This window comes from Bartonella sp. AR 15-3, assembly GCF_002022445.1.
In the GTDB taxonomy this organism is placed as follows: Bacteria; Pseudomonadota; Alphaproteobacteria; order Rhizobiales; family Rhizobiaceae; genus Bartonella.
Genome location: NZ_MUYE01000001.1, coordinates 1,033,874 through 1,060,846 on the forward strand (window position 1 = coordinate 1,033,874; position 26,973 = coordinate 1,060,846).

The following is a 26,973-nucleotide window of genomic DNA, read 5'->3' on the forward strand; positions in this document are numbered from 1 at the left end:
AGAGAGGGGCGTTTATTAAAAGGACCATGGTGGGCTATGCGAATAAAACGGAATATCTATAAAGAGTATGTGATTTTAGCTACGCTCTTAGTTTATATACCTTCATTTGTTTTTGCACAAAACAGCAGTAAGGGTTCTATAACTAAACTTAAGCCAATCATAATTGAAAAAAAAATAGAAAATCCCTTCAATAAAACAACTGTTTTGACCGATCGTAGCACTGCTCAAAATATTGATAAGAAACAAATAAATGATATTCGCGATGTTAACCATCTTAATCCATCTATAAACTATAGTGCAGATAATAACAGCTTTGTAATTCGTGGTCTAAATGCCAATCGTGTTTTAACAACAATGGATGGTATTCCTCTTCCATGGCTTGACGATGGAGTGCGTGGTATTAAAGGTGGAAGTTCTGCATTTGCTTTTAATGCGCTTTCTGCAATTGACATTGTTCGTGGTTCAGATTCTAGTCTTCATGGTTCTGGTGCACTAGGTGGGATTATTGCCTTACGGACTCTTAATCCTGAAGACCTTCTTACAAAAGAAAAAAAATGGGGGGCTCTTACAAAAGGTAGCTATAATTCTGTTGATAAAAGTTGGCACGTAGATCAAGCTTTTGCAGTGCGAACTAATCAAACTTTATTGCTTTTTCAAGGTTCTCGTGCAGAAGGTCATCAACGTAAAAATATGGGTACTGTAGAGGGTTATGGAGAGAAACGTACACGAGAAAATCCAGCTGATTTTGATAAAAATAATTTGCTTTTTAAAGTCCACCAATATTTTAATGATAATCACCGATTTGGCTTTACAGCAGAGCGTTTTGCTTATAATAAGGACACTCATTCATTAAATACTTCAACTGAAATATTTTTGCCACAATCTGTTTACAATGAGAAATACACACATCGTAAACGTTTTTCTGTCTCCTATGACTATAATGGTAATGAAGATGCTATTTTTGACGCATTTCATGGACAGCTTTATTGGCAAAAACTATCAAATAATCACATCTTAAATGGATATCGTATACAAACACCAAAAGGAGACTATTTAAGAGATAATTTTATGCGCAATATTGGTTATGGCTTTAATGCTCATAGTTTCAAAAAATTAGATAGTGGTTCTGTAAGTCATAAGCTAAAGTTCGCTGCAAATATTTTTGCTTCTAAATTTCATCAATATGCATTGGGGAAAGATAATTGTCATTTAAAAGGAAGTGAGCATGCATGTGTATTCCTAAGTACAAACAAATCAGATGCACCAGATACAAATAGCCAGACTTTTGGTTTGGCTTTCGAAAACGAAATTGGTTTTTCTGACAATAGTCTCCGTCTTATCCCCGGAATACGTTATGATTGGTATAAACATATCCCTCAAAAGACACCTGCGTTTGAAAAAACATTAGGTTCCAGAGTACTGCCCAAAGAAAATAGCGGTTCACATTTATCTCCTAAAATGCGGATAGAATGGGATGCTAATAATCAAGTATTATTTTATACTCAATGGGCGCAAGCTTTTCGCGCACCAAGCGTTTCAGAGCTTTACTTAACCTTTGTCAAACCTTCTTTTTACTATATGATTGGAAATCCTAATCTCAAACCAGAGACCAGTAATGGATATGATATTGGTGTACAATACAACAACATGCATTTTAATGGTTCTTTCAGTGTTTTTACCAATGAATATAAAAACCTTATTGATGTTATAGATAAGGGGCCCTCAAAAGAATTTATATATGCGCGCAAACATTATATAAATCGTGCTCATGTGCGTATTTCTGGTGTCGAAACAAGAGCACATTTCATCTTGGTGAATAGTCTTTATAGCAATGTTGCCCTTGCTTATACACAAGGAAAAGATCTTGATAAAAATGAATATCTTAACTCAATCCCAGCTTTTAAAACAGTCTTTGGTTTAGGATATGAAAAAGAACTTTGGGGAACAGACATTGTACTTACTTTAGCAGCTAAGCGTGATAAAGTAAAAGGAGATTCTGATTACAATACAGTTCCAGGTTATGGTGTAGTTGATATATTGGGTTGGTGGAAACCTTTCGGTGAAAAAGGCCCAATTATAAGAGCTGGTATTTATAATCTTTTTGACCAAAAATACTGGAATGCAACTGATCTACCTTCTCCTTCTCCTATCCCTAGACGCCAGTCACTACCACCAAAAGATTATTTTAGTCAGCCGGGTCGTAACTTTAAGGTATCTTATGTACAAAAATTCTAATTATTGCTGTTAATCTTTAAACTATTGAGGAAATCATAATTGATAAAAAGGACGTTATTCCATTTTAATCCTTACTTTATTCTAAGCCCAAAATTGGGAAAAGGATTATAAATATTTTAATTTATCAGATTCAATTTTTATTATTGATAGGAGCGATTTATTGGTAGGCTGAGTCATTGTAAACAATGGCTCAGTGTAATTTTTTTAAATGAAGTAAAATTGACTCTAAATAAAGTAAGGAAAATCTATGTCTTATACAGCTGAAATGATTATTAAACTGCGTGAAGAAAAAAAAGATATGCGTAATCGTGATTTTGCTACTTCGATTGGTATATCTGAAGCAGAATTCATCGCAGCTTATCGTACAATCGGAAAAGCAAAAAGACTAAAAGTTGATATTCCTACTCTCCTTGAAAAAGCTCCTAAAGTTGAAACCGTTATGGCATTAACACGCAATGAATATGCCGTTCATGAAAAAACAGGATGTTTTGAAAAAATTGTTCTGAATAAACATATCCCTATGACATTTGGGGAAATTGATTTGCGAATTTTTCCCAAAAAATGGGAATTCGGTTTTGAATATGAAATGATGGTTTTTGGAAAACCAACAAAAAGTTTACAATTTTTCGATCAATACGGCACTGCTATTTTTAAAGTCTATTCTAAAGATATGACAAATATGGAACAATGGAATAAGCTTGTTGAAAAATTGCTTCATGAAGATCAATCATCTGCTCTTCATATTCTTTCTACCCCCAAGCCTATACAACACAATATAACAAATTTAGATGTTGAGAAATTCCGTAACCGTTGGAGAAAAATGACTGATGTGCATCAGCTCCATGAAATTACTTCTGAATTTAAGATTGGTCGGCATGATGCTGTAAAACTCGCTGGAAACGAGTTTACCGATGAATTAAGTGTAGAATCTATTGAAATTATGCTGAATAAGGCCGTTCAACAAGAAATACCAATTATGTGTTTTGTCGGTAATGCAGGCTGCATCCAAATTTTCAGTGGACCAATTAAAAACATTAAACAAATGGGACCTTGGCTCAATATTCTTGATGAAAAATTTCACTTACATATGCTTATTGCTGGCGTTTACAAAGTATGGCACGTTCGTAAACCTATAAGTGAGGGTTATGTTAGTTCTCTTGAAGTTTTTGATCAAAATGGCGAAATGATTGTTCAATTCTTTGGTCTAAGAAAAGAAGGTCAAAAAGAATGCGAAAAATGGCGTTCTTTATTGAATGATTTACCTTTGTACCAAGAAACAAACATTACTTAAAGGATAAGACTTAGATATGTTGAGACCTTTTTTCCATAAACTATCAGGCCTTTCTGTTTTAGGTTTGTTGTTTTTCTTTACTTTTTTTTCTAGACAAGTAATTGCCGAACCGACAACAAATTTTCCTGAAAATGGGCGAATTATCTCCATAGGTGGTTCTCTTACAGAAATTGTTTATGCATTAGGAGCTCAAGACCAACTTGTAGCTCGTGACAGCACAAGTATCTATCCACAAGCTGCACTCAAACTTCCTGAACTTGGGTATATGCGTAACCTTTCCCTTGAAGGTATTTTATCTCTTTCTCCAGAAGGTATATTACTTATTGAAGGAAGCGGTCCTCCTTCAACAATTGATGTTCTCAAAAAAACATCAATACCTCTCATAATCATACCAGAAAACTTTTCACGTGAAAGTGTCATAGAAAAAATTCACCTTGTTGGTAAAGCTCTACATCGAGAGGCTCAAGCAACTGAACTGATTGAAAAATTGAACCGCAACTTTATGAACAACGATATGCTTTTAACAAAAATAACTAAACCAAAACGTGTTCTTTTTATTTTTTCCGTACAAAACGGAGGTGTTATGGTATCTGGAACAGATACTGCAGCTGATGGTATGATAAAACTTTCAGGAGGTATAAATGCCATTTCTGATTATAAAGGATACAAATTTTTAAATAATGAAGCCTTATTAAACTCGAATCCTGATTTCATCTTGTTTATAAATCATAATGGAAATTCAACTAAAATTGATACAATTTTAGCTATACCAGCAATTCAAGCAACACCTGCGGCTAAAAACCATGCTATTAGACAAATAGAGCCCATGTATTTTTTAGGTTTTGGTCCACGCACTGCAGATGCATCAAAAGAGCTGATTAATATGCTTTATAACACAGAACAAAATGGTAAGAGTTGATAGAAATGGTTAAGCATATTGCCACAACGCATATCTCTGAAATAATAGAAAATTCAAAAGAAAAAACCATAAATCGGGGAAAAATTGCGCTATTAAGTTTAATAGTGCTCCTTATCTTCAGTATTTTTAGTGGACTATTCAGTGGTGCATCAAATGCTTCTCTCATTAATCTCATTCATATAATTCTTACGCAAAATTTTTCAGTAGCTAGTAAGACATATGACTACCTTATACTTATTGATATCAGATTACCTCGTATTATCTTAAGTTCATTGGTTGGAGCAGCTCTTGCTGTTTCTGGCGTTCTTATGCAAGGACTCTTTCGTAATCCTCTTGCAGATCCTGGAATCGTAGGTGTATCAGCAGGTGCGAGTCTCGGCGCTGTATTAGTCATTGTCATTGGTGTTTCCTTCCCACCTTTCTTTATTCCGTTTCTAGAATCTTACAAAATTGTCATAGGTGCATTTCTTGGTAGCCTTTTATCAACAATGATCCTCTATGTAATAGCAACACGACACAATTTTACCTCTATTGCAACGATGCTTCTTGCAGGCATTGCTCTCAGTGCTTTCAGTAGTGCTATTGTTGGAAATTTAATTTTTACTGCCAATGATCAACAATTGCGTGATATTACTTTTTGGAATCTTGGTTCTCTTTCGGGTGCCACATGGTTAAAAGTTTATCTTATTTTACCTATTGTTTGGATTGGCTTGCTTTTTTCTCCATTTTTATCACGTGCGCTCAATGCACTTGCACTCGGAGAAGCTGTCGCTCAACATATTGGTTTTCATATTCAACGAATTAAAAATGTTGCTGTTTTGCTTGTTGCTCTCATGTGTGGAGGAGCAGTTGCTATCAGTGGTGGTATTGGTTTTATTGGTATTGTTGTTCCACATATTTTACGTCTGCTTATTGGTCATGATCATCGCTATCTCATTCCCTGTTCAGCTCTCTTAGGAGCAGTATTACTCATTTTTTCTGATACCTTTGCGCGTTGTATTATTGCTCCAGCAGAATTACCCATTGGAATTGTCACAGCACTTTTTGGCGCGCCTTTTTTTCTTTGGATCCTTATATACCAACGAGGAATAAATCTTTTATGATTGAGGCAATTAATATCTGTATTCAGCGCGAGAAAACACATATTCTCAATCATATTCATCTTCAAGCTAGAAGTGGCGCTCTCACTATAATTATTGGCCCAAATGGATCTGGAAAAAGTACCTTTATACAAGCACTTAGTGGAGAAATTCCTTATAATGGTAAAATGACTCTAAATGGCCATGATATTAAACAAACACAAGCAAATAAAATAGCAATGATGCGTGCAGTTTTACCCCAATCAACAACATTAGCATTTCCATTTTTTGTTCATGAAGTAGTAAGACTTGGTCTTTCTATCAACAAAGTTAACATCACAAAAGCTCAATTTAAAAGCCTCCCTCAAAAAGCCTTAAAACGTGTTGGTCTAGAAAACTATGAAAACCGATATTATCACCAGTTATCTGGTGGCGAACAAGCTAGAGTCCAGCTTGCCCGTGTTCTTTGCCAAGTATGGGAGCCTATTTATAATGGAGTTGCTCGTTGGCTGATATTAGATGAACCTATTGCCAACCTTGATATACAACATCAGTTGATTGTTATGAATATTATAAAAAATTTTGTTCGTTCTGGCGGTGGTGTTCTTGCTGTTCTACATGATCTCAATCTTGCCGCTCACTATGCCGATAAAATAATATTATTAAAACAAGGAAAAATTTGTTGTGAAGGAGATGCCTCCACTGTTTTAACAACAGAAAATCTGCGTAAAGCTTATAATTGCTCGCTCACAGTTTCTGAAGTACCTAAAAAAAACATCCCTTTCATACTACCACAAACAGCATCTCATTTATAACACATGTAATACAACATCTTTTCCTGAAAAAGGTTTGTTTCAATCGGAAAATCAAGATTTTCGAATAGAGTTTTTCATATAAACTATTGTTCTTAATATAGTCCTCCCAAATATTGTATAATAGTATATGCAGGTTCTTGTCTCATAATAACAACATTTCATAAAAAATGAATTTTATCAAGAATAAATTTCAGAATTTATAACATTGATTTTTCATTCAATCTAAAAGATTTTTATTTCATGGAACGTGAACAATTAAGATTATGGCTCAATGAGCAATTAGCTAAAAAAGGGCATGGCAGTAAAAAAATGCTAGCTGAGCATTTAGGAATATTACCCTCTACTCTTACTAGCATATTAAATAGCTCAGGAACAAACCGCTCAATAAAAGCAGATGAATTAATAAAAATTATTAATTTCATTGGTGAAATACCACCTTTTTTAATTGAGGAATCTGGTCAATTTATTCGCCTTTTTTATCAAGCAAAACCTGAAGTTCAGCAAGCTGTTTTAACGATTCTTCAGAATTCTGGCCAATTAGACAAAAAATAATAGCAGCTATCACCTTTTTATCCCCATATTTCCAAAGTTTTTCTAGCATTTCTTTAATCCACTATTAGCCTCCATACGCAGATATTTTGTTTTTTATGAAATTTATAATTGATATTTTTCATTTAATATGAAATATACATATTCCATAAACTGAAAACAAACAACAGCCATGAAGCATTAGATGGGGTAAATAATGAAAAAGCTGATTTTTATTAATTCAGATGAAATTCTTTTAGCAATGTGCAGTAATGAAAGTGAAAACACTGCACGGTCTGGGCCTTTTTATGATGCAACAGAAGTATTGAACTTTTTATCGGGTATCGATGATGTTGAAAAAATTATTCGCATCGAACTCTCAACAAATCGATGGGAAGATATTTCCGAAGAAATTGCTGAAGAATATTTAGACCAAAGCAGATGGATGCTGGATGAAGAAAGCGATGTTCCTCCTTTGTAGAATACAGCGATGCCTATGAAATCTTTAAAAAAGATCTAGAAGATCAAAAAATTGATGATGAGATTTATGGCACTTATGAAGAGCAGCACCACCTCAGACTCTCTGATGTGATTTAAAGAGGAATCTTTAACATGACACATTCTCCTTTAGCCATTATTTCACAAAAATATGGCTTCTCAGAACAAGAGTTTCGTAAAACCATTATTAAAACCTGTATCAGCCATAACTTCTCTGATGAAGAGTTTGCTGCTTTTATTTCCGTCGCTAATACTTATGGACTAAATCCACTCACAAAAGAGATTTACGCTCTTCCTAAAAGAGGGGGCGGTATTATTCCTGTTGTTTCTATTGATGGATGGATCAAGATTATCAAATCAAATCCTCAATTTGATGGGATGACCTTTCAAGATCAACTTGACAAGAATGGCCAGCTGATAGCTATCAAATGTGCTATTCGTTTGAAAGAAATTAAAGATCCTATTGAGGTCACTGAATATCTTAACGAATGCAAACAAAAAACTGACCCGTGGCAAAAGTATCCTGCACGCATGTTGCGTCATAAAGCGGTCATCCAATGTGCCCGTTATGCTTTCGGATTTTCTGGTATTTACGATGAAGATGAAGCTGAACGGATTAATCAAGGCTCTCATTCACAAAGGCAGCTTGTATCCGATGAAATGATCATGGAAATCCAAGGCCTCATGCATGAAACACAAACAGATGAAACAAAAGTTTTGAGCTTTGCAAATGTCAAAAATATAACAGATCTTTCTCTGCAAGAAGGGCAAATTGTTTTGCAGCTCTTACAGAAAAAAAGAGAAAAACAACCCCCTCAAGAACAACAGCCAGTTGACATTGTCTATGACTATGATGACACCTACAGTTAAGACTGTGTTCATCACCCAGAGAAAAGGGCGGTGTGAAATGAAGCAAAGAACTGCAGAATGGTTTCAAGCACGTTTAGGGAAAGTCACCTCTTCAAATATTTACAACGTCCTTAGTCGAACTTCTAAAAACTTGCCCACAAGCAAATATGAAGAATACAAAATCAAACTCATAACAGAACGTTTAGTCGGTGAAATAAGCCAATCTTATACAACAGCAGCGATGCAATGGGGCATTGAACATGAAAAGAATGCATTGAAAGAATATGCCTTCATTTACGATACAGAGGTCACTCAATGTGGTTTCATCCAACATCCTACCATTCAAATGGCCGGAGCAAGTCCTGATGGGCTCATTGGTGAGGACGGGTTAGTTGAGATTAAATGTCCCCAGTCTGCAAACCACCTTCGTTTCTGGATGACAGAAACAATCAAACCAGAATATTTAGCACAAATGCATTTTCAAATGGCTTGTACAGGACGTCAGTGGTGTGATTTTGTAAGCTATGATCCTCGGTTTGCAGGACAATCCGCTCACTTACGTCTTAAGGTTCAGCGTATTCATCGCAATGATGAGCAGATTGAAGCCATCAATCAAGCGGTTGATAACGCTCTTTTAAACAGAAATCCTGCTTTTAATATAAAAGCACCCAAGCCATCTAATAAAAAGGTTTTACCCCATGGTTAGAGAAGATATTGACCAATATTATCACTGTTGGGCTCATGCTACTCATGAGCGCGTATGGATTGACGTTCTTCTGTACACTGGTTTACGGCGTGATGATGCTGTTCGCATTGCCTGGAAATGCGTTAAAGATAACATCATTCATCTCAAAACAGAAAAGAGCCAATTCAAAACAGACGTTTTTCTTTCCATTTTACCAAAACTCGCAGAAACTCTTAAAATTGGTCCTATTGGAAATGAAACATTTATTCGCAGCAAAGGTAATAAACAATTAACAAAAGAAAGCTTTGGCAAGTTATTTAGAGGAGCTTGTAATATAGCAAGTATTAAAAAATCAGCTCATGGATTAAGAAAATTAGCAGCAACAAGTGCCGAAAATTCAGGGTACAGTCTCACAACTCAAAGCAATTTTGGCTGAACAGAAGACAGTGGGGCATCACTCTATACTCAAACAGCTGACAAAAAACGCCTCGCAATAGAAGCTATCAAAAAGGTTAGGGATAAAACAGAAAAAACATAATAAAATCAATAGAAACAAAAATTCCTAACCTTTATATAACCTATTGATTTTATTGATATCTGGCGGAGAGGAAGAGATTCGAACTCTCGAGAGCCTTTTGAGCCCTACTCCCTTAGCAGGGGAGCGCCTTCGACCACTCGGCCACCTCTCCGGCTAAAGTGCATAAACAGTATCAATAAAAAATTCAAGATATTTTCAATTTTTTTCAAAAATATCTGAAATTTTCATTTTAATTGATTAGATTAAATAAAAAAATAAAATAATGGGAATTTGTGTCTTTTTTATCACACGAATCTAAATAGTACATAAATCATTTTTAACAAGATTATTTTTTCAACCAGATTAATTTATGTTTGTATTTTCAAATAAAGATTTGTATAGTTAATAATATGTAATGTTCTGTTTAATTACTTCGCACTTTCTCAGTAAGCAGACATAAAGACATAATTATATTCTTTATACACTTTATTCGTTCTATAAATAAACCAACTGGAGATCCTTTATGAATATTAAAACTTTCCTTTTAAGCTCTACATTAGCTCTCTCTGGAGTTTCTGGATCTCAAGCGGCTTCAACTATTCCAGCAGAACCTGAACCTATAGAATACGTACGTGCATGTGATGCATACGGTGCAGGATATTTCTATATTCCTGGAACAGAAACATGTATTCGCATATCTGGTAATGTCCGTGCTGATTTCGCAGGTGGTGATAATATTAATGCAATAACCGATGCGGAATTAGCAAATGGTAAAAAAACTTATCGCACAACTTCACGTTTAACTCTTATTTTCCAAGCTGCTTCTGAAACGGAATTAGGAACACTCCGTTCATATGCAGAACTTCGCTCACAATGGAGCAAAGGAAAAGATAATTCCGGTGGACAACTTCGTGCTGCTTATATAGAAATTGGTGGTTTTCGTGTAGGTCTTGATAAAACGATTTTCGACAGTTGGACCGGTGGTTATGGTAAAGTTATAAATAATGACAGCATAGCACCAGCAGGTGATATACGCACTAACGTTATCTCTTACACTTTTAATGCTGACTCTGGTTTTTCCGCTATTGTCGGAGTTGAATTGGGTAATGCTTCAGGCCCTTCTCTTAAAACAAACGCTGGTGATAATATCGACTATTATTATATCGATAAAAATAGCAAAATTGTTCGTGTTGATGATACAGATCTTCCTAGCAAACAAACAAAAGACTATAATCCCAATGTCTTATTTGGTATGAAATTTATGCAAAAATGGGGTGGTGTTTCAACTATTTTCGCTTATGACGCTTACTACAAAAAATGGGCTGCTAAGACACGTGTAGATTTTAATGTTAACAATAATTTGAATCTTTGGGCAATGGGAGGTTATAAAAACAACCTAGATTACTATATAGTAAATACTGTAGAGGGTTCTAACAATGTATTATCACGTCAGAATACGACCATTTATGCAAACTGGGGTGGTAAATGGGCAGCGTGGGCTGGCGCAACTTACAAAATCAATCCAAAAGCAAATTTGAATGCTCAAGTATCTTATAGTGCTATAAAAACTTTCGCAACATCCGTTAATATTGCATATAAACTGATTCCAGGATTTGTTATTACACCTGAACTAACTTATCTTTCTTGGAAGGATGACCGTACTTTCAAAGGTAAAGCAAGTAATGACACACACTATAGCAATGCTTTGAATGGAAAAAGTGCTTTGCAAAGTATGATTCGTTTTCAACGTTCATTCTAATCCCTGACAAATTATGCTTATAGAAACTGGTAACTTTAGGTTACCAGTTTCTTTTTTACTGATAACATTTGTAATAATTACAAATCTCTTATAATATTGAACTCATTGATAATTATCTAATAAAGTAACAACTTCACTATATATATTACAAGTGTTCTACTAATAATATTGCTATACCTTTTATATCAATGGATTACTTATGAAATAAATCATAAGCATATATTTTTTATTTATACTATTTCTCTAATATTGTAGGTTGATTACTTACAATTTTTCTTGAGCCCATTCAAAAAACATTCTTAAATTACTCAAAATACATCTTTGCAATTGACAATATGAGTATTTCAGCTGATCATAATTATATAAATAAATGCTCTGATTGGGAATGGATTACATATATAGACATTACAAAAATATTTTTATTGATTTACTCAAAATAAATTTTCTGAACTTTATCAAATCTGTATTGATACAAAAAATGATATTGTGCATAATCTTTAATTTATTGAGTTGAACGCATCCCTGATAACCTTGCAAAAGCGTTTTTTCACTACGAATCTATAAGGAAAAAGTTTGTGCAAAAAAACACTCCATTAATTAGTTTTTCTCCGTTCCCCGCTTCACGCAAAATTTATCAAAAGAGCCTTCTCTTTCCCAACGTGCACGTACCATTCCGTGAGATTTCTCTGGTAGATAATAATCATGAAAAAACTTTAAAGGTTTATGATACTTCAGGTCCTTATACCGATGAAGATGCAACTCTTGATATTACAAAAGGATTGCCTGACATTAGCACACCTTGGCTATCCGAACGTTCTGATATCGAATCCTATCCGGCTCGATTAATTCAACCTGCAGATAATGGTTTTACTCATGATAAAAATCTTGCACCAACTTTTGAACAAATTCGCCCTGTTTTCCGCGCAAAAAATGATAAAGCAGTTACACAAATGGCTTATGCACGTGCAGGTATTATTACCGCAGAAATGGAATATGTTGCTATACGTGAAAATGAAGGTTTGGTAGCAAAAGATCAAAAAAAAATATCGGGTGAAACATTCGGCGCATCAATACCAGAAACCTATACTGCAGAGTTTGTTCGTAATGAAATTGCTTGCGGACGCGCTATTATTCCTAAAAATATCAATCACCCAGAATGCGAACCAATGATTATTGGGCGTAATTTTCGTGTTAAAATTAATGCTAATATCGGTAATTCAGCAGTTACTTCATCTATGGCAGAAGAAGTTGAAAAGATGATTTGGGCCATTCGTTGGGGTGCGGATACAGTTATGGATCTTTCAACAGGTCGTAATATTCATAATATTCGTGAATGGATTATTCGTAACTCTCCTGTTCCCATTGGAACTGTCCCGATTTATCAAGCACTCGAAAAAGTACATGGCATTGCCGAAAATTTAACATGGGATATTTTTCGTGACACTTTAATTAAACAAGCAGAACAGGGTGTTGATTATTTTACTATTCATGCAGGATTAAGATTACCCTTCATCCCCTAACAATTAATCGCATAACAGGTATTGTTTCACGAGGTGGCTCTATTATGGCTAAGTGGTGTCTTCATCACCATAAAGAAAATTTTTTATATGAACATTTTGATGAAATTTGTGACATTGCACGCATGTATGATGTCTCTCTTTCATTAGGAGATGGATTGCGTCCAGGCTCTATTGCGGATGCAAACGATGAAGCCCAATTTGCAGAACTTAAAACTTTGGGAGAACTAACAAAAGTTGCATGGGAAAAAGATGTACAGGTTATGATTGAAGGACCTGGTCATGTACCAATGCATAAAATTAAAGAAAATATGGAAAAACAATTAATCCTCTGCCATGAAGCACCTTTTTATACTTTGGGCCCTCTTACAACTGACATTGCTCCTGGATATGATCATATAACATCAGCGATTGGTGCCGCCATGATTGGTTGGTTTGGTACTGCCATGCTTTGCTATGTAACACCTAAAGAACATCTAGGGCTACCAGATAAAAATGATGTAAAAACTGGGGTAATTACTTATAAAATTGCGGCTCATGCCGCCGATCTTGCTAAAGGTTTGCCCGGAGTGCAATTGCGCGATAATATCCTTTCACGTGCACGATTTGACTTTCGATGGCGTGATCAATTTAATCTTTCTCTTGATCCAGATACAGCACGCTCTTTTCACGATGAAACAATGCCTAAAGATGCGCATAAATTGGTGCATTTTTGCTCTATGTGTGGACCTAAATTCTGCTCAATGCGTATTTCCCATGATATCCGTGGTGTAGCAACAAAAAGAAAAAAAGAAGGTATGATTGCTATGGCTGAAAAATATCAAAAAAATGGTGATCTCTACATAGAAAATGCTCCCTCTAGAAAAGAGAAAGCAAACAATTGAAAAATATTCTTATCAAAGGTGCAGGTATAGGCGGTTTAACAGCTGCTTTTATGCTACAACGAAAAGGTATCCCTGTCACTGTATCTGCCCCTCTCCATTCTCCTATAGGGACCGCAAGCTGGTATGCAGGAGGTATGTTAGCACCTTACTGTGAAAAAGAAAGCTCTGAACAAATCATCGAAGATCTTGGTATACAAGCTATGCAATGGTGGAAAGAAATACTTCCTGATATTGTAGCACAAAAAGGTACTCTGGTTGTTGCTCCTACGCGAGATATAACAGAGCTCGAACGCTTCTCAATGCGTACAAATAATCACAAAATCATAGACAATACAGAAATAGCACATCTTGAACCCGATCTTGCTGGACGTTTTAACCGTGCACTTTTTTACGAAACTGAAGCGCACATTGATCCACGCAAAGCACTGATCACTTTAAAAGAGATTCTTATAAAAAATGGAGCTTGTTTTGTTGATATAGGAATATGCGAAGAGAATTTTAATACTGTCATTGATGCAACAGGGATAGCACGTTTAGGCAAAGACAAAAATATACGAGGAGTTCGCGGTGAAATGCTTCTAGTACGCAGCACAGATATTAAAATTTCTCGTCCAATTCGTCTTCTCCACCCACGTACTCCACTCTATGTAGTCCCTAGACAAAATAATGTCTTTATGATTGGAGCAACAATGATTGAAAGTGACTTTAGTGGTGCTATCTCAGCAAGATCAATGATGGAATTTCTTAACGCAGCTTATACTCTTCACCCTGCCTTTGCTGAAGCAGAAATTATTGAATCTGGTGTTGGTATTCGCCCGTGCTATCCTGATAATTTACCTTATGTTCACAAACATGATAATCATATTTCTATTAATGGATTTTATAGACATGGTTTCCTTTTATCTCCAGAAATGGCAAAACAAGCAGTAAAATTAGCGTTGGAATAAAACATGAAAATATCTGTTAACGGTGAAATAATTGAAACAAAAGTAACCTCCCTCAAATTACTTCTTGACGAATTAGGTTATGAAGGTAATTGGTTAGCAACAGCTGTTAATGCTGAAGTTGTTTCTGTTGATGAACGAAATCAATTTGTCTTGCACGAAGGAGATAGAATTGAAATTCTAAGTCCAATGCAAGGAGGCTAAAGCGATGTTGAATTTTTATGGACGCGAATTCTCTTCCCGTCTTTTATTAGGTACAGGTCAATATCCCTCACCAGAAGTTCTTCGTAAAGCTATTCATAAATCTGGTACAGAAATTATAACAATTTCATTACGCCGAGAAACTGCAGGAGGAAAACAGAGCGGACAATTTTGGCAATTTCTTAAAGAGCTTGACGTAACTGTGCTGCCGAATACTGCTGGCTGTTATACTGTTAAGGAAGCAGTAACAACAGCCCAATTAGCACGAGATCTCTTTAAAACGCATTGGATTAAATTAGAAGTTATTGGTAATCCAGATACATTACAGCCAAATGTTTTTACTTTAGTCGAAACAGCGCAAATTTTAAATAATGAAGGATTTCAAATTTTTGCCTATACAACAGACGATCTTATTGTTGCTGAAAAACTCTTTGAAGTTGGCTGCCGTGTCATTATGCCTTGGTGTGCGCCTATTGGATCTGCTAAAGGTCCCCGTGATACTGATGGATTACGTTCTATCCGTGCATATCTTCCTGATCTTACTCTTGTTATCGATGCTGGTATTGGACGTCCATCACATGCTACCATTGCTATGGAGCTTGGCTATGATGCAGTACTACTCAATACAGCTATTGCTAAAGCTGGTGATCCTGTATTAATGGCTGAAGCATTTTCTAAAGCTATTACAGCAGGACGTATGGGTTACAAAGCAGGATTACTTGAAGCACGCAACGTAGCAGTTCCTTCAACACCAGTTATTGGAAAAGCAATATTTTCATGAAACTTGACCCATTTTATCTCATTGTTGATAGTGCAGATTGGGTTGAACGTTTAGTTCCCTTTGGGATTAAGCTGATACAATTACGCATAAAAGATGAAGATACAGAAACAATTATTCAACATATAAAACGAGCAAAGAATATATGTAATAAATTTAAAGCCCAGTTAGTCATTAACGACTATTGGAAAATAGCCATTGACGAAAAATGTGATTTTATTCACCTTGGACAAGACGATTTAAAAAATGCTGATATTTTGGCAATCCGTAAAAGTGATATAAAATTGGGCCTTAGCACTCATGATGAACACGAATTAGATATAAGTTTATCTATATCTCCTGAATATATTGCACTTGGTCCTATTTATCCAACAATTTTTAAAAAAATGAAATGGGCTCCACAAGGACTAGAAAAAATCAAGCAATGGCGAAAGAAAATTGGTTCTTTGCCTTTAGTAGGTATTGGTGGTTTAACACCAGAACGTGCAATCAATATTTTAACAGTTGGAGCAAATAGTGCCGCTGTTGTCACTGATGTTATTTTAAATAAAAAGCCAGAAGAACGTGTCCAACAGTGGATAAAGGTGACTCAAGCATGGCGCTAATGCCTTCTATACTTATTGTTGCAGGTACTGATCCAACAGGAGGAGCCGGTATTGTTCGTGATATAGAAACAGCAACACATTTTCAAACAAAAGCAAGTTTAGCCATCACAGCTGTCAACGTACAAGATAACAACCATGTTGCTGAAATTGTGCCCATGAGCAAAGAAACTGTTGCTGCACAAATGCGTATTGCCCTCAAAAACAATTCAATACATGCAATCAAAATCGGTATGACAGGAACCCAAGCAATTATAGAAGGGATCTGTGATATCTTAAAAGATTATCACCATATTCCAACCATTCTTGATCCCGTGCTTATTGCCTCATCAGGAGGGCAACTTACCACAGAAAAAATCACAGATATTATGCTCAATAAATTGCTTCCTCACATTGATCTTTTAACACCCAATATGGCAGAGCTCGCTCTTCTCAGTAAAAGCTCTTTGACTTCTAATCATGAAGAAGCAATCCACCAAGCACAAAAACTTCTTTCATTTGGTCCACGCCATATATTAATAAAAGGTGGACATACCGAAAGTAATTTCGCAACAGACAGCTTAATTAACAAAACTGAAGTTATAAATATTTCCTCTCCGCGTTTAAAAGGAACAATGCGCGGAACAGGTTGCATTCTTTCAAGCGCTATTGCTGCAAATCTAGCGTTAAAACAATCGATGATTGAAGCCATAAAAAATGCGAAAGCATACACTTACACATTATTTCTGGAGCATTGTCAAAAGGATCATTAAAATCTAATACCACTCCATTTTCCGAAAATATACTGAACTTCTATTCGCAATAAACATATTATAAATCTTGAAGAATAATCCTTCTTAGTCTATTGCTTTATAGATCAATACAAAGCAAAAAGAAAAATGTCAAAAAAAGATAAAGATGTAATCTTAAATGAAGATCTACTCAGCTTCTATAAAGAAAGTGGTGTTGACACTGCGCTTACTGATGTTCCTATTGATCACTTTAATCAAGCTATCCCTTTAGAACCGCAATTAAACCAAGCATGCGATATCTCCTATCATCAAAAAATATCACCAACTATAAAATCGCATACTCCTTTACTTAATAATCCGGATAAAACGCAACCCGTGCTCTCAGCTGTAGAGATAGCAAAAAATGCTCAAACACTTGATGAGCTGAAATCTGCCCTTCTTTCTTTTAACGGCTGCTTATTAAAACTAACAGCCCAAAATACCTGTTTTTCTGATGGAACAGCAGGAAGTCCTCTTATGCTCATAGGAGAAGCTCCAGGACGAGAAGAAGATATACAAGGAATTCCATTTGTAGGAAAAGCAGGCATACTACTCAACAAAATACTCGCATCAATTGGTCTCACAAGACAAAATGTTTATATAGCAAATACTATTCCCTGGCGTCCACCAGGAAACCGCACACCAACACCACGCGAAATTGCATTATGTCGCCCTTTTATTGAACGTCAAATTTTATTAGCAAAGCCTCGTATTCTCATAGCGCTGGGAAGCACTGCCGTGCAATTTTTTACGGGAATTCAGAGTGGCATTATTCGAATAAGAGGAAAATGGCTTACTTATGAAAATGAAGATCTTAAAATACCTGTTATGCCAACTTTTCATCCTGCTTATCTTTTACGAACGCCTAGTCAAAAAAAGCTCACATGGATAGACTTTTTAGAAGTAAAAAACCGTTTAAATAATCTTTAATCATTTTTAAATTCTGCCTTTTCTTAATAAATAAGTGGCCTTTCAACAAATTAACCTCCCCCAATATAGCAAGGAAAACAATTATGAAGCAAGAAATAATTCCTGTTTATCATTTAGAAGATTACCAACAAACACCCTATGCTATACCTAAAACACAACTTAATTTCTGTCTGGAACCAACAAAAACTGTCGTCCAAGCAACATTATCTATTGAACCTCGTAAACATACAAAAGAGTTAACGCCCCTTATACTTTCCGGTGACGAACTGACATTAGTTTCTGTTACTATCAATGGAGAAAAATTAGCCCAAAATGCTTATAAAAGCACTCCTTCGAACTTAGAAATTATTGCTCCTCCCGCAACTCCTTTCACATTACAAATAGTGACAGAATTGAATCCTAAAAGTAACCATCAACTTATGGGACTTTATCTTTCAAATGGTGTTTACTGTACACAATGCGAAGCAGAAGGCTTTCGTCGCATTACTTATTTTTATGACCGTCCCGATATTCTTTCTACCTATTCAGTAAAAATTGAAGCAGATTCTCAAACGATTCCAATCTTACTTTCTAATGGTAACCTCATTGAAACAGGAACTCTTGAGAATAACAGGCATTTTGCTCTTTGGGAGGATCCTCATCCAAAACCATCTTATCTTTTTGCTTTAGTTGGTGGAAATCTTGACAAACTTGAAGATCATTTTATCACAGCTTCCGGACGATATATCAAACTTGGTATCTATGTGGAAAAAGGTAAAACTAAACAAGCGATTTATGCTATGGATGCCCTCAAACGTTCCATGCATTGGGATGAACAATGTTTCGGGCGTGAATATGATTTAGATGTTTTCAATATTGTCGCTGTCTCTGACTTTAATATGGGTGCAATGGAAAACAAAGGTCTTAATATCTTTAATGATAAATATGTTCTTGCAGATCCTGAAACAGCAACGGACAAAGATTATAGAAATATTGAACGCATCATTGCACATGAATATTTCCACAATTGGACTGGTAATCGCATTACCTGTCGTGACTGGTTTCAACTTTGTTTAAAAGAGGGATTAACTGTCTACCGTGATCAGGAATTTTCTGCAGATCAAAATATACGTAGTCTGCAAAGGATTGAAAACATAAAAACGTTGAAAGCTACGCAATTTCCTGAAGACTCTGGTCCTCTTTCTCATCCTGTACGCCCCCGTCAATATAGTCAAATCAATAATTTTTATACTACAACTATCTATGAAAAAGGAGCAGAAGTAGTGCGTATGATACGTACTATATTAGGCGCTGTACTCTTTCGTAAAGGTATGGATCTCTATTTTCAACGTCATGATGGACAAGCTTGTACTATTGAAGATTTTATCGCTTGTTTTGCTGAAGTATCGGACCAAGATTTCTCACAATTTATGCTATGGTACGAACAAGCAGGCACCCCTCATGTAGAAATTGATAGCTACTATAATGATGGTACTTTAACAATTCATGCAAAGCAATATATTCCACCAACACCACACCAAAATAATAAGGAACCCATGCTTATCCCTATTGCCTTTGGTCTATTAGGACCTGAGGGACAATCACTCACCTATGAAGGTGATACAACTATTCAATCAGATGTTATGTTACTTTCTAAGGAAGCTCAAACCTTTCAATTAAAAGAACTGCATGATAAACCTGTCTTATCACTCCTGAGAGATTTTTCTGCCCCTATTATTTTACAAACTCCATTTAATGAAAACGAACTGATTTTTCTTGCTCAAAATGATAGCAATCAAATCAATCGTTGGCAGTCACTGAATACTCTAATAACACAAGCCCTTATTAGAGCCATTCAAGATAAAACACTCGAAAAAGCAACCATGCCCTCTAACTTATTAAAGCTGATTAAAACCATCATCAAAGATGAAAGCCTAGAGCCGGAATTTCGGGCATTTTGTTTAAATTTACCAAGTGAAAGTGAACTTGCACACGCAATTGGGAAAAATATCGATCCAGATCGAATCTATGATGTACGTAATCAATTTTTAGCTTCTATTGCACACACCCATCAAGAACTTTTCACAAAATTCTATGTACAGATGCAGGTACAAGAATCTTATTCGCCAAATGCTAAACAAACTGGAAAAAGAGCACTACGCAATACTATATTAGACTATCTCTCTATTGCCGAAGCTAATCCAAAGCGTGCTGCCACACAATATGCAGTGTCTGATAATATGACCGATCGTATTGCCAGCATAACAATTTTAGTACAACGCTTTAACAAAAGCGAACAAGCGCAAAATGCTTTAAACGATTTTGAGAATCGATATTATCATGATCCTTTGGTCATGGATAAATGGTTTTCAATTCAAGCAATGGTTGCAGGAGCATCAACACTTGATCGTGTTCAAAAACTCATAACACATCCGCTTTTTTCACAAGATAATCCTAATAGAGTACGTGCTTTGATTGGCGCTTTTGCCTCTGGTAACCAAACGGGTTTTAACAGGATTGATGGTGCATCTTATCATTTCCTATGCCAAACTATTTTAGAAATTGACCCTAAAAATTCACAACTTGCTTCACGATTATTAACAATTATGCGCTCTTGGAAACAATTGGAACCTATTCGACAGAAAAAACTCGAATCTGCATTAAAAACAATCGCAACAGCAGCAAAATTATCAAGCGATGTGACGGATATTATTAATCGTATCCTTGCCTAAAATAAAAATATTGATAATTAAATCGTTGTAATATTGCTCTATTAATGAATCGAATTTAGTTCTTTTGAGGCTTTCATAAAAATAAGCCTATAAATAAGCTATTCTAACCTGTTTATAAGTAATATTAAAGTTCTTTTAAGTTTCACAATTTATACTCATTAGAGTAAAATTATTCTTTTTTTTAAAAAAAAAGACTAGACAGAAGACTCTTGTTTTGATTCATTAGGCTTGTTGAACTGTTATAAGTACCAAAACAGTTTGCTAGTTACATTATTCATGATTAAAGGACCCCAGAAATGGCTAAATTGGACGCGTATAACGCGGCCACAAGAATGCGTTCTGATTCAAAACCAAGCACTTCAAACTGCAAGGTAGGAGTAGCAGGTATTTCTAGTTCAACTTACCAGAAACTCCTCTTTATCGAACCTTGGTTGCGACGTTCTATTCCGTTCGCCATTATTATATCTTTGATTGTATTAGCAATAATACGCTTTGCATCACTTTATGATTGGCGCCATACAATTGACAATAATGCGCGCTCTACGCTTTCTCTTTTATCCTCCTCTATCGTAAATAAAATCAACTATGATTTACTGGCTTTTACTCAACCAAAAAAAGTAGCTGGTCTTTCTCATAATCATTTACAAAATATTTTGATAAACTTTCATCATCACAGCTTTCCTAACATCAATCCTATGATAGCTATCCTTGATAGCAATGGAAATATCTTAACCTCATCTAATTCAGAAATAATTTCAGAAAAATCTTTACAAGATTTTATTTCTGAAAATATCGATTCATTGCCTCTCAAAAAAAATACTGGAATAATAGAAATTACAATAGGGAAAGAACTTGCTCTCGCTTCATTCAACCAAACAGACAATGGCCAATATAGGGTATTCATTAGTGCAACAAAAAAACATATCTATACGGAATGGCAAAAAAAACTCTCATTAAATATAACTTTATTTATAGGAACAGTGAGTATTATTTTAGTTCTTCTCTATGCTTATTATAACCAAATCATACGAGCGCGTAATACAGATCTGATTTCAGAAAAAATTCAAAATCGAATTGATATGGCTATGATGCGCGGACGTTGCGGATTATGGGATTGGAATATGGCAAGTGGACGCGTTTATTGGTCACGAGCAATGTATGAAATGCTTGGCTATGAACCTCAAAATGCGCTGTTATCAATTTCTCAAATTACTGCTATCATTGACCCAAAAGATGCCAATTTTTTTGAACTCGCTCAAGAATTAATGGATAGCAAAAAAAAATATATCGACATTAATGTACCTATGCGTCACGCTAAAGGCTATTATGTATGGATGCGCATTCGTGCCGAAGTAACCGATGAAGAAGAACCTCACTTGGTTGGCATTTCCTTTGATATTAGTGAACAACATCAATTTGTTGAACAAACTGCACAAGCTGATCTTCGTATTCGTGATGCGATTGAAAATATTTCTGAATCTTTTGTTTTGTGGGATTCAGAAGGGCGTCTAGTTATGTCTAATAGCAAATTTTGTGAATATGCTGCTATCCCTAAACAGATGCTACAATCAGGAATCGAACGTGCAACTGTTGAAGCCATGTCACGTCCTGCTATCAGTGAATATCCTCTCAAAATAGATGAAACTGGCAACTTAACGAGTATTCGCCAAACTGCAGATGGCTACTGGCTAAAAATTAATGAGAGACGCACACAAGATGGAGGGCTTGTTTGTGTTGGTACTGATATATCTGAACTTAAACAACAACAAGAAAAATTTGAAGACAGTGAAAGGCGACTTTTTTCATTTATTCAAGAACTAAAACGTGCCCGAGGAAATGCTCAACAACGTGCTACAGAAGTTGAAAAGCTTAATAAAAGCCTACAAGAAGAAAAAGAGCGAGCCGAAAGTGCTAACAAAGCTAAATCAGAATTTTTAGCCAATATCTCCCATGAATTGCGTACTCCTCTTAATGCTATTCTTGGTTTTTCAGAAATCATGTTGCAATCTACCTTTGGCCCCCTCGGTTCACAACGCTATAAAGAATATGTGCATGATATTCATAATTCAGGAACCCATCTTCTAACTCTTATCAACGATATCCTTGATATGTCAAAAATCGAAGCTGGAAGATTCACTCTTGACCGTAAAAATATCAACCTTGAACCAATTATCAGTGAAACAATTCGTACGCTAACACCACAAGCACAAGCGAAAAAGATTTCTCTTACAACAAATATTGAACAAAAACTTCATGCTAATGTTGATTGCCGCGCTATGAAACAAATTTTTCTTAATCTTATCTCTAATGCTGTTAAATTCACACCTTCTGGCGGCAGTATTGATATCCGTGCTTTCCAGAAAAATAATAATCTTATCTTTAGTATTAAAGATACAGGTGTCGGTATTCCTCAAGAAGCAATCAAAAAACTTGGACAGCCTTTTGAACAAGTTGAAAATCAATTTACCAAAACCCACCCCGGCTCAGGCCTTGGACTGGCTATATCCCGTTCTTTACTAGAATTACATAAAGGGAAACTAGAAATCACTTCTAAAGAAGCAAAAGGCACAATCGTAACGATTATAATGCCAATTCAACAAAATTAACTCTTTAAATATCGTTCACGTTGTAGCAAAATTTGTTTGCGTTGAATACCCCAACGATAACCAGACAAAGCACTATTCTTATGAACTACACGGTGGCAAGGGATTACTAATGCTAATTTATTACATGCACATGCATTAGCAACGGCACGGTATGCTTTTGGCATACCAATATTTTGTGCTAACTCTTCATAAGAAATTGTTTCTCCACATTGTACTTCACATAACGCAGCCCAAACTTTCTTCTGGAAAACCGTACCATTTATATCTAATAGAAAATTGTGTTTCTTCACCAATTTAGGAGTTTCAATCATTTCTACAATACACTCTATATCTTGATGCAATGCAAAATCATCCACATCGTGTTTTATATCAGTAAAACGCACTTCTAATTCTTGAAACAACTGTGTAGTTACATCTCCTAAAGCAATATAACAAAGACCTTTATGAGACTTCACCACCGTAAGATTCCCTATCGATGTTTCCCTAGCTACCACAATAACTACAGCCTGTTTGCTCTTGTTTTTTCTCCTCTTTATTATATCTTGTGATATCTTTAAATTCACAAAAATCTCCTAAAAATTAAACCTCTATCCATAAACAAATAACCTTATTCCAAATGTGAAATACTGTTACTCTTTTAGCTACAATTTTACATATAAAATGCATAATTAAATTGAACATAAAGATAAATTATAAGAAGTACTTTTAACAACCGCTTTTAGTTAATAGAGAGGAGAATAGTTGCTTAAAAGAAAGCTTATCTATTTAATAAACTCACCTGCCTTACTGATTGACAATAAAAAATTTTATTTATTAATCAGAAGGAAATAAGGAATATTATAATATTCATGGCTTATTTTAACATACGTTGATTTTTTATACTAAAAAGTCAATGTGTGATTACATAAGAGCATTATATCTAGCTTCCCATGACTTGTGTAAAGATTGTACGTACTGATTGTCCTATTTCTTCAATTAATTTTTCAACACGTGGCAAATCAGGCTCACCTATACTACGCAACAAAAGGTCACTCAACCCAGATGGTATATCATCAGGATTAAGAGAACCATTTAAACAAAGACGTATAATTTGATTCAAATTTGTATAAAGACAATAAGCGTAATGTAAATCAGAAATCAATGATTGACTTAGAAAATCCGTTGGCAAACGAGAAAGAATATCAGCTGTAGTTGCTCCAATTTGAAAATCAATAACATGAGTTATAAGAGCAAACTGAGCAATAAATTCAAGATCCATAATACCACCAGGTATAGTTTTTAAATCCCATCGATTCGCCGGTGGTTTTTCTATTTCAATTAAAGCACGCATTTCACTCACTTCTTTTGCAACTCTCTTTTTATCACAAGGACGTGCAATAATCGCGCTTACTTCATTTTCTAATTTTCGCAAAAAATCGGCATCTCCCGCTATGCCCCTTGCACGGGTTAAAGCAAGATGTTCCCATATCCAAGCTTCCTGGCGCTGATATTTTCTAAAAACCTGAAAAGGAACAGCAATAGGCCCTTTATTACCCAATGGGCGTAGTCTTAAATCAACAGTATAAAGAATTCCTTGATTTGTAGAAGTAGATAAAGCAGAAACAAAACGTTGTGTTAAACGCGTATAATATTGAGAGACATAGAGTGGCTTTTCTCCATCAGACATTTCTATATCTTCGTCATGTTCATACAATAAAATAAGATCGACATCCGATCCTGCAGTTAATTCACAGCTTCCTAACTTACCCATACCTAATATGCCAATACGTCCCCCTTTAATATGGCCATGGTGATGAAAAAATTCTTCCTGAACAGCAATAAGTGTTTTTGCAATCATGAGATCAGCAAGCGCAGTAAAAGCAAGGCCTGCTCTATCTCCCTTAATTGTACCATTCAAAAGCCGAATACCAATCAAAAAACGCTGTTCACCAGCAAAAATTCTTAGATGTTCAAGAATTTCTTCACAAGTAGTGACACCTTCAAGAAAATATTTTAAACGATTTTCTAAATAATTTTTTGTTGGTAATTCTGAAAAAATTGCTGGATCCAGCATCCCATCGAAAACGTGTGGTGTACGTGTAATAATCTCAGCAAGACGTGGTGCAGCACCCATAATACAAACCAACATATCTAAAAGTGGTGGATTCGATTGCAACAAACTAAAAAGCTGTATTCCCGAAGGCAAACCTTGCAAAAAACTATCAAAACACAACATTGTCTCATCTGCTCTTTTGGTAGCACCAAAAGCCTTTAAAAGCGATGGTGTAAGCTCTGTTAATCTTTCACGCGCTTCAGCAGATTGAGTCGCCTTATAACGCCCACAATGTAACGTCCGCATAATACGACAAATATCACTTGCTCTTTCAAAGCCTAAACGACTTAATGTAATAAGTGTTTCAGGATCATCTTCCTCACCTGTAAAAACCAAGTTACCAATTTCTAAGCCAAGTTCTTGCTCATGCTCAAACAGTGCAGCATAATGCTTTTCAACTATCAAAAGTGTTTCTAGCAAATCATGAATAAAACAGCGGCTATCTTGATATCCCATCAAATATGCAACGCTTGTAAATCGAGCAACTTCTTCTGGCAAAATATGCGTTTGTTCATCTGCAAGCATTTGAATACGGTGCTCAACATTACGTAAAAAAGTATAGCTTTTTATAAGACTATCTTTAATTTCCTCTCCAATCCAACCAAGCTTGCAAAGCTCTGCTAACATCTCAACTGTTTCACGTCCACGTAATTGAGGTAAGCGTCCTCCAGCAATTAACTGTTGTGTTTGCACAAAAAACTCAATCTCACGAATGCCCCCTCGTCCCAACTTAATATTATGACCATAAGCAGCAATTTTCCCATAATTTTTATAGGTATGGATTTGGCGTTTAATAGAATGAATATCAGCAATAGCTGCATAGTCTAAATATTTTCGCCATACATAAGGAGAAAGTTCTTTAAGAAAATTAAAACCTGCATCAATATCACCTGCTACTGGACGTGCTTTAATCATGGCTGCACGTTCCCAATTTTGACCACGTCCTTCATAATAACGCAGAGCAGTCCTAACAGGCAATGCTAAAGGTGTTGAACCTGGATCCGGTCGTAGTCGCAAATCGAGCCGAAAAACATACCCTTCAGCAGTACGTTCTTGAATGATATGGATTAATCGGCGCACCATTTTTGAAAATATATCAATACTTTCATAGAGATCTCCCACATGAGGAGACATTTCATCAATTAAAATAATCAGATCAATATCAGAAGAATAATTAAGTTCTTCAGCACCAAATTTTCCCATACCTAAAACAATTAAACCACAATCTTTCTCTGGTGTATCACGGTTAGCTAAACTTATTTTTCCGCAATCATGTGCTTCTCTCAAAAGAAAACGTAAAGCCGCGCCTAATGCTGCTTCACCAAGACGTGTTAGCCATACACAAGAAACCTTATAAGTAAAAACACGAGCTAAATCAGCTAAAGCAATAAGAGTATGTGCTTCTCTTTTTTTGCACCTTAAAGCTGCCATTAATGAAGTTTCATGAAGCATTTCAGCTCTATCAGTAGAAGCAATATCTGCTATAATTTGACTTAGCCTTGTTTCTATATCTACAGTCAATAAAGGACTAAGATAAGAGGGATTTGCTATCAAAACTCCACGCAAAAAAGGAGACAAGGTCATAACCGCACAGATGAAGTCAACTTGCTCTCCTCCACCTACAATATAGGAAACCAATGCTTCTAAATTCTCTTTCCTTGCTTGTTCTTCAATATCTTTCAACCACTGCGAACCACTCTCATCAAGAGGGCGTAAAGGAAAAAGCTGTGTTTTTAAAAAAGCTGTTTTCATCTGCATTCCAT

General features: G+C 35.6%; 21 protein-coding genes, 1 tRNA gene and 1 pseudogene. 20 read left to right on the forward strand and 3 right to left on the reverse strand.

Annotated features, from left to right (window positions below; all coding sequences use genetic code 11):
* Positions 1–36: 36 nt before the first annotated feature.
* From BAR153v2_RS04625 to BAR153v2_RS07270, 10 genes are all read left to right on the forward strand, one after another.
* On the forward strand, positions 37–2,235 hold the full coding sequence (locus tag BAR153v2_RS04625; RefSeq protein WP_078680960.1) for a TonB-dependent hemoglobin/transferrin/lactoferrin family receptor: 2,199 nt from the start codon (positions 37–39) through the stop codon (positions 2,233–2,235).
* A gap of 247 nt (positions 2,236–2,482) precedes the next feature.
* Positions 2,483–3,526 (forward strand): hemin-degrading factor, encoded by a 1,044-nt coding sequence (locus tag BAR153v2_RS04630; RefSeq protein ID WP_078680517.1) that lies wholly within the window; start codon positions 2,483–2,485, stop codon positions 3,524–3,526.
* A gap of 16 nt (positions 3,527–3,542) precedes the next feature.
* On the forward strand, positions 3,543–4,445 hold the full coding sequence (locus BAR153v2_RS04635; RefSeq protein ID WP_078680518.1) for a hemin ABC transporter substrate-binding protein: 903 nt from the start codon (positions 3,543–3,545) through the stop codon (positions 4,443–4,445).
* Between the two features lie 5 nt (positions 4,446–4,450).
* Positions 4,451–5,548, forward strand: a complete 1,098-nt coding sequence (locus BAR153v2_RS04640) for an iron ABC transporter permease (RefSeq protein ID WP_078680519.1) — start codon at positions 4,451–4,453, stop codon at positions 5,546–5,548.
* The gene (locus tag BAR153v2_RS04645; protein WP_078680520.1) at positions 5,545–6,339 is read left to right on the forward strand and encodes a heme ABC transporter ATP-binding protein; all 795 of its coding nucleotides are present in this window, start codon (positions 5,545–5,547) and stop codon (positions 6,337–6,339) included. Before BAR153v2_RS04640 ends, BAR153v2_RS04645 begins: the two co-directional genes overlap by 4 nt.
* A 240-nt stretch (positions 6,340–6,579) precedes the next feature.
* Complete coding sequence (locus BAR153v2_RS04650; protein ID WP_078680521.1) at positions 6,580–6,891, forward strand: transcriptional regulator; 312 nt, start codon at positions 6,580–6,582, stop codon at positions 6,889–6,891.
* A gap of 193 nt (positions 6,892–7,084) precedes the next feature.
* Entirely contained in the window at positions 7,085–7,348 is a 264-nt protein-coding gene (locus tag BAR153v2_RS04655; RefSeq protein WP_244548636.1) for a hypothetical protein, read from the forward strand.
* A gap of 131 nt (positions 7,349–7,479) precedes the next feature.
* The gene (bet, locus tag BAR153v2_RS04660) at positions 7,480–8,235 is read left to right on the forward strand and encodes a phage recombination protein Bet (RefSeq protein WP_078680522.1); all 756 of its coding nucleotides are present in this window, start codon (positions 7,480–7,482) and stop codon (positions 8,233–8,235) included.
* A gap of 37 nt (positions 8,236–8,272) precedes the next feature.
* Complete coding sequence (locus tag BAR153v2_RS07265) at positions 8,273–8,920, forward strand: lambda exonuclease family protein (protein WP_143245215.1); 648 nt, start codon at positions 8,273–8,275, stop codon at positions 8,918–8,920.
* Positions 8,913–9,335 (forward strand): tyrosine-type recombinase/integrase, encoded by a 423-nt coding sequence (locus BAR153v2_RS07270; RefSeq protein ID WP_244548637.1) that lies wholly within the window; start codon positions 8,913–8,915, stop codon positions 9,333–9,335. Before BAR153v2_RS07265 ends, BAR153v2_RS07270 begins: the two co-directional genes overlap by 8 nt.
* Positions 9,336–9,497: 162 nt before the next feature.
* On the opposite strand, the gene BAR153v2_RS04670 is transcribed toward BAR153v2_RS07270, so the two are convergent.
* A tRNA-Ser gene (locus BAR153v2_RS04670) sits at positions 9,498–9,588 on the reverse strand.
* Between the two features lie 351 nt (positions 9,589–9,939).
* Here BAR153v2_RS04670 and BAR153v2_RS04675 point away from each other — a divergent pair.
* The 10 genes and pseudogenes from BAR153v2_RS04675 to BAR153v2_RS04720 all read left to right on the forward strand — a co-directional run bounded on the left by BAR153v2_RS04675 (position 9,940) and on the right by BAR153v2_RS04720 (position 23,118).
* Positions 9,940–11,175 (forward strand): porin, encoded by a 1,236-nt coding sequence (locus BAR153v2_RS04675; protein WP_078680523.1) that lies wholly within the window; start codon positions 9,940–9,942, stop codon positions 11,173–11,175.
* Positions 11,176–11,750: 575 nt separating this feature from the next.
* A pseudogene (thiC, locus tag BAR153v2_RS04680) lies at positions 11,751–13,576 on the forward strand (phosphomethylpyrimidine synthase ThiC).
* A complete protein-coding gene (locus BAR153v2_RS04685; protein ID WP_078680524.1) occupies positions 13,573–14,523 on the forward strand; it encodes an FAD-dependent oxidoreductase in 951 nt (316 codons plus the stop codon). Before thiC ends, BAR153v2_RS04685 begins: the two are co-directional and overlap by 4 nt.
* A 3-nt stretch (positions 14,524–14,526) precedes the next feature.
* Entirely contained in the window at positions 14,527–14,724 is a 198-nt protein-coding gene (thiS, locus tag BAR153v2_RS04690; RefSeq protein WP_078680525.1) for a sulfur carrier protein ThiS, read from the forward strand.
* 4 nt (positions 14,725–14,728) lie between these two features.
* Entirely contained in the window at positions 14,729–15,502 is a 774-nt protein-coding gene (locus tag BAR153v2_RS04695; RefSeq protein ID WP_078680526.1) for a thiazole synthase, read from the forward strand.
* On the forward strand, positions 15,499–16,104 hold the full coding sequence (locus tag BAR153v2_RS04700) for a thiamine phosphate synthase (RefSeq protein ID WP_078680527.1): 606 nt from the start codon (positions 15,499–15,501) through the stop codon (positions 16,102–16,104). The genes BAR153v2_RS04695 and BAR153v2_RS04700 overlap by 4 nt, the downstream gene beginning before the upstream one ends.
* The gene (locus BAR153v2_RS04705) at positions 16,095–16,853 is read left to right on the forward strand and encodes a hydroxymethylpyrimidine/phosphomethylpyrimidine kinase (protein ID WP_078680528.1); all 759 of its coding nucleotides are present in this window, start codon (positions 16,095–16,097) and stop codon (positions 16,851–16,853) included. Before BAR153v2_RS04700 ends, BAR153v2_RS04705 begins: the two co-directional genes overlap by 10 nt.
* 126 nt (positions 16,854–16,979) lie before the next feature.
* Entirely contained in the window at positions 16,980–17,801 is an 822-nt protein-coding gene (locus tag BAR153v2_RS04710; RefSeq protein ID WP_078680529.1) for a uracil-DNA glycosylase family protein, read from the forward strand.
* An 83-nt stretch (positions 17,802–17,884) separates the two neighbouring features.
* Complete coding sequence (gene pepN, locus BAR153v2_RS04715) at positions 17,885–20,512, forward strand: aminopeptidase N (protein WP_078680530.1); 2,628 nt, start codon at positions 17,885–17,887, stop codon at positions 20,510–20,512.
* A gap of 296 nt (positions 20,513–20,808) precedes the next feature.
* Complete coding sequence (locus BAR153v2_RS04720) at positions 20,809–23,118, forward strand: ATP-binding protein (protein ID WP_078680531.1); 2,310 nt, start codon at positions 20,809–20,811, stop codon at positions 23,116–23,118.
* On the opposite strand, the gene BAR153v2_RS04725 is transcribed toward BAR153v2_RS04720, so the two are convergent.
* Positions 23,115–23,681 carry a methylated-DNA--[protein]-cysteine S-methyltransferase gene (locus BAR153v2_RS04725; RefSeq protein ID WP_078680532.1) on the reverse strand — a complete coding sequence of 189 codons (567 nt, stop codon included), beginning with the start codon at positions 23,679–23,681 and terminating at the stop codon, positions 23,115–23,117. The genes BAR153v2_RS04720 and BAR153v2_RS04725 overlap by 4 nt on opposite strands.
* A 356-nt stretch (positions 23,682–24,037) precedes the next feature.
* On the reverse strand, positions 24,038–26,962 hold the full coding sequence (locus BAR153v2_RS04730) for a bifunctional [glutamine synthetase] adenylyltransferase/[glutamine synthetase]-adenylyl-L-tyrosine phosphorylase (protein ID WP_078680533.1): 2,925 nt from the start codon (positions 26,960–26,962) through the stop codon (positions 24,038–24,040).
* Positions 26,963–26,973: the final 11 nt, after the last annotated feature.

What these genes read in the sequence shown, in the direction of transcription:
- pepN (WP_078680530.1), top strand. Translation starts at nt 17,885, where the DNA reads ATGAAGCAAGAAATAATTCCTGTTTATCATTTAGAAGATTACCAACAA.
- bet (WP_078680522.1), top strand. Translation starts at nt 7,480, where the DNA reads ATGACACATTCTCCTTTAGCCATTATTTCACAAAAATATGGCTTCTCA.
- BAR153v2_RS04705 (WP_078680528.1), top strand. Translation starts at nt 16,095, where the DNA reads ATGGCGCTAATGCCTTCTATACTTATTGTTGCAGGTACTGATCCAACA.
- BAR153v2_RS04625 (WP_078680960.1), top strand. Translation starts at nt 37, where the DNA reads ATGCGAATAAAACGGAATATCTATAAAGAGTATGTGATTTTAGCTACG.
- BAR153v2_RS04675 (WP_078680523.1), top strand. Translation starts at nt 9,940, where the DNA reads ATGAATATTAAAACTTTCCTTTTAAGCTCTACATTAGCTCTCTCTGGA.
- BAR153v2_RS04710 (WP_078680529.1), top strand. Translation starts at nt 16,980, where the DNA reads ATGTCAAAAAAAGATAAAGATGTAATCTTAAATGAAGATCTACTCAGC.
- thiS (WP_078680525.1), top strand. Translation starts at nt 14,527, where the DNA reads ATGAAAATATCTGTTAACGGTGAAATAATTGAAACAAAAGTAACCTCC.
- BAR153v2_RS04730 (WP_078680533.1), bottom strand. Translation starts at nt 26,962, where the DNA reads ATGAAAACAGCTTTTTTAAAAACACAGCTTTTTCCTTTACGCCCTCTT.
- BAR153v2_RS07270 (WP_244548637.1), top strand. Translation starts at nt 8,913, where the DNA reads ATGGTTAGAGAAGATATTGACCAATATTATCACTGTTGGGCTCATGCT.
- BAR153v2_RS04635 (WP_078680518.1), top strand. Translation starts at nt 3,543, where the DNA reads ATGTTGAGACCTTTTTTCCATAAACTATCAGGCCTTTCTGTTTTAGGT.
- BAR153v2_RS04630 (WP_078680517.1), top strand. Translation starts at nt 2,483, where the DNA reads ATGTCTTATACAGCTGAAATGATTATTAAACTGCGTGAAGAAAAAAAA.
- BAR153v2_RS04645 (WP_078680520.1), top strand. Translation starts at nt 5,545, where the DNA reads ATGATTGAGGCAATTAATATCTGTATTCAGCGCGAGAAAACACATATT.
- BAR153v2_RS04650 (WP_078680521.1), top strand. Translation starts at nt 6,580, where the DNA reads ATGGAACGTGAACAATTAAGATTATGGCTCAATGAGCAATTAGCTAAA.
- BAR153v2_RS07265 (WP_143245215.1), top strand. Translation starts at nt 8,273, where the DNA reads ATGAAGCAAAGAACTGCAGAATGGTTTCAAGCACGTTTAGGGAAAGTC.
- BAR153v2_RS04695 (WP_078680526.1), top strand. Translation starts at nt 14,729, where the DNA reads ATGTTGAATTTTTATGGACGCGAATTCTCTTCCCGTCTTTTATTAGGT.
- BAR153v2_RS04720 (WP_078680531.1), top strand. Translation starts at nt 20,809, where the DNA reads ATGGCTAAATTGGACGCGTATAACGCGGCCACAAGAATGCGTTCTGAT.
- BAR153v2_RS04700 (WP_078680527.1), top strand. Translation starts at nt 15,499, where the DNA reads ATGAAACTTGACCCATTTTATCTCATTGTTGATAGTGCAGATTGGGTT.
- BAR153v2_RS04640 (WP_078680519.1), top strand. Translation starts at nt 4,451, where the DNA reads ATGGTTAAGCATATTGCCACAACGCATATCTCTGAAATAATAGAAAAT.
- BAR153v2_RS04655 (WP_244548636.1), top strand. Translation starts at nt 7,085, where the DNA reads ATGAAAAAGCTGATTTTTATTAATTCAGATGAAATTCTTTTAGCAATG.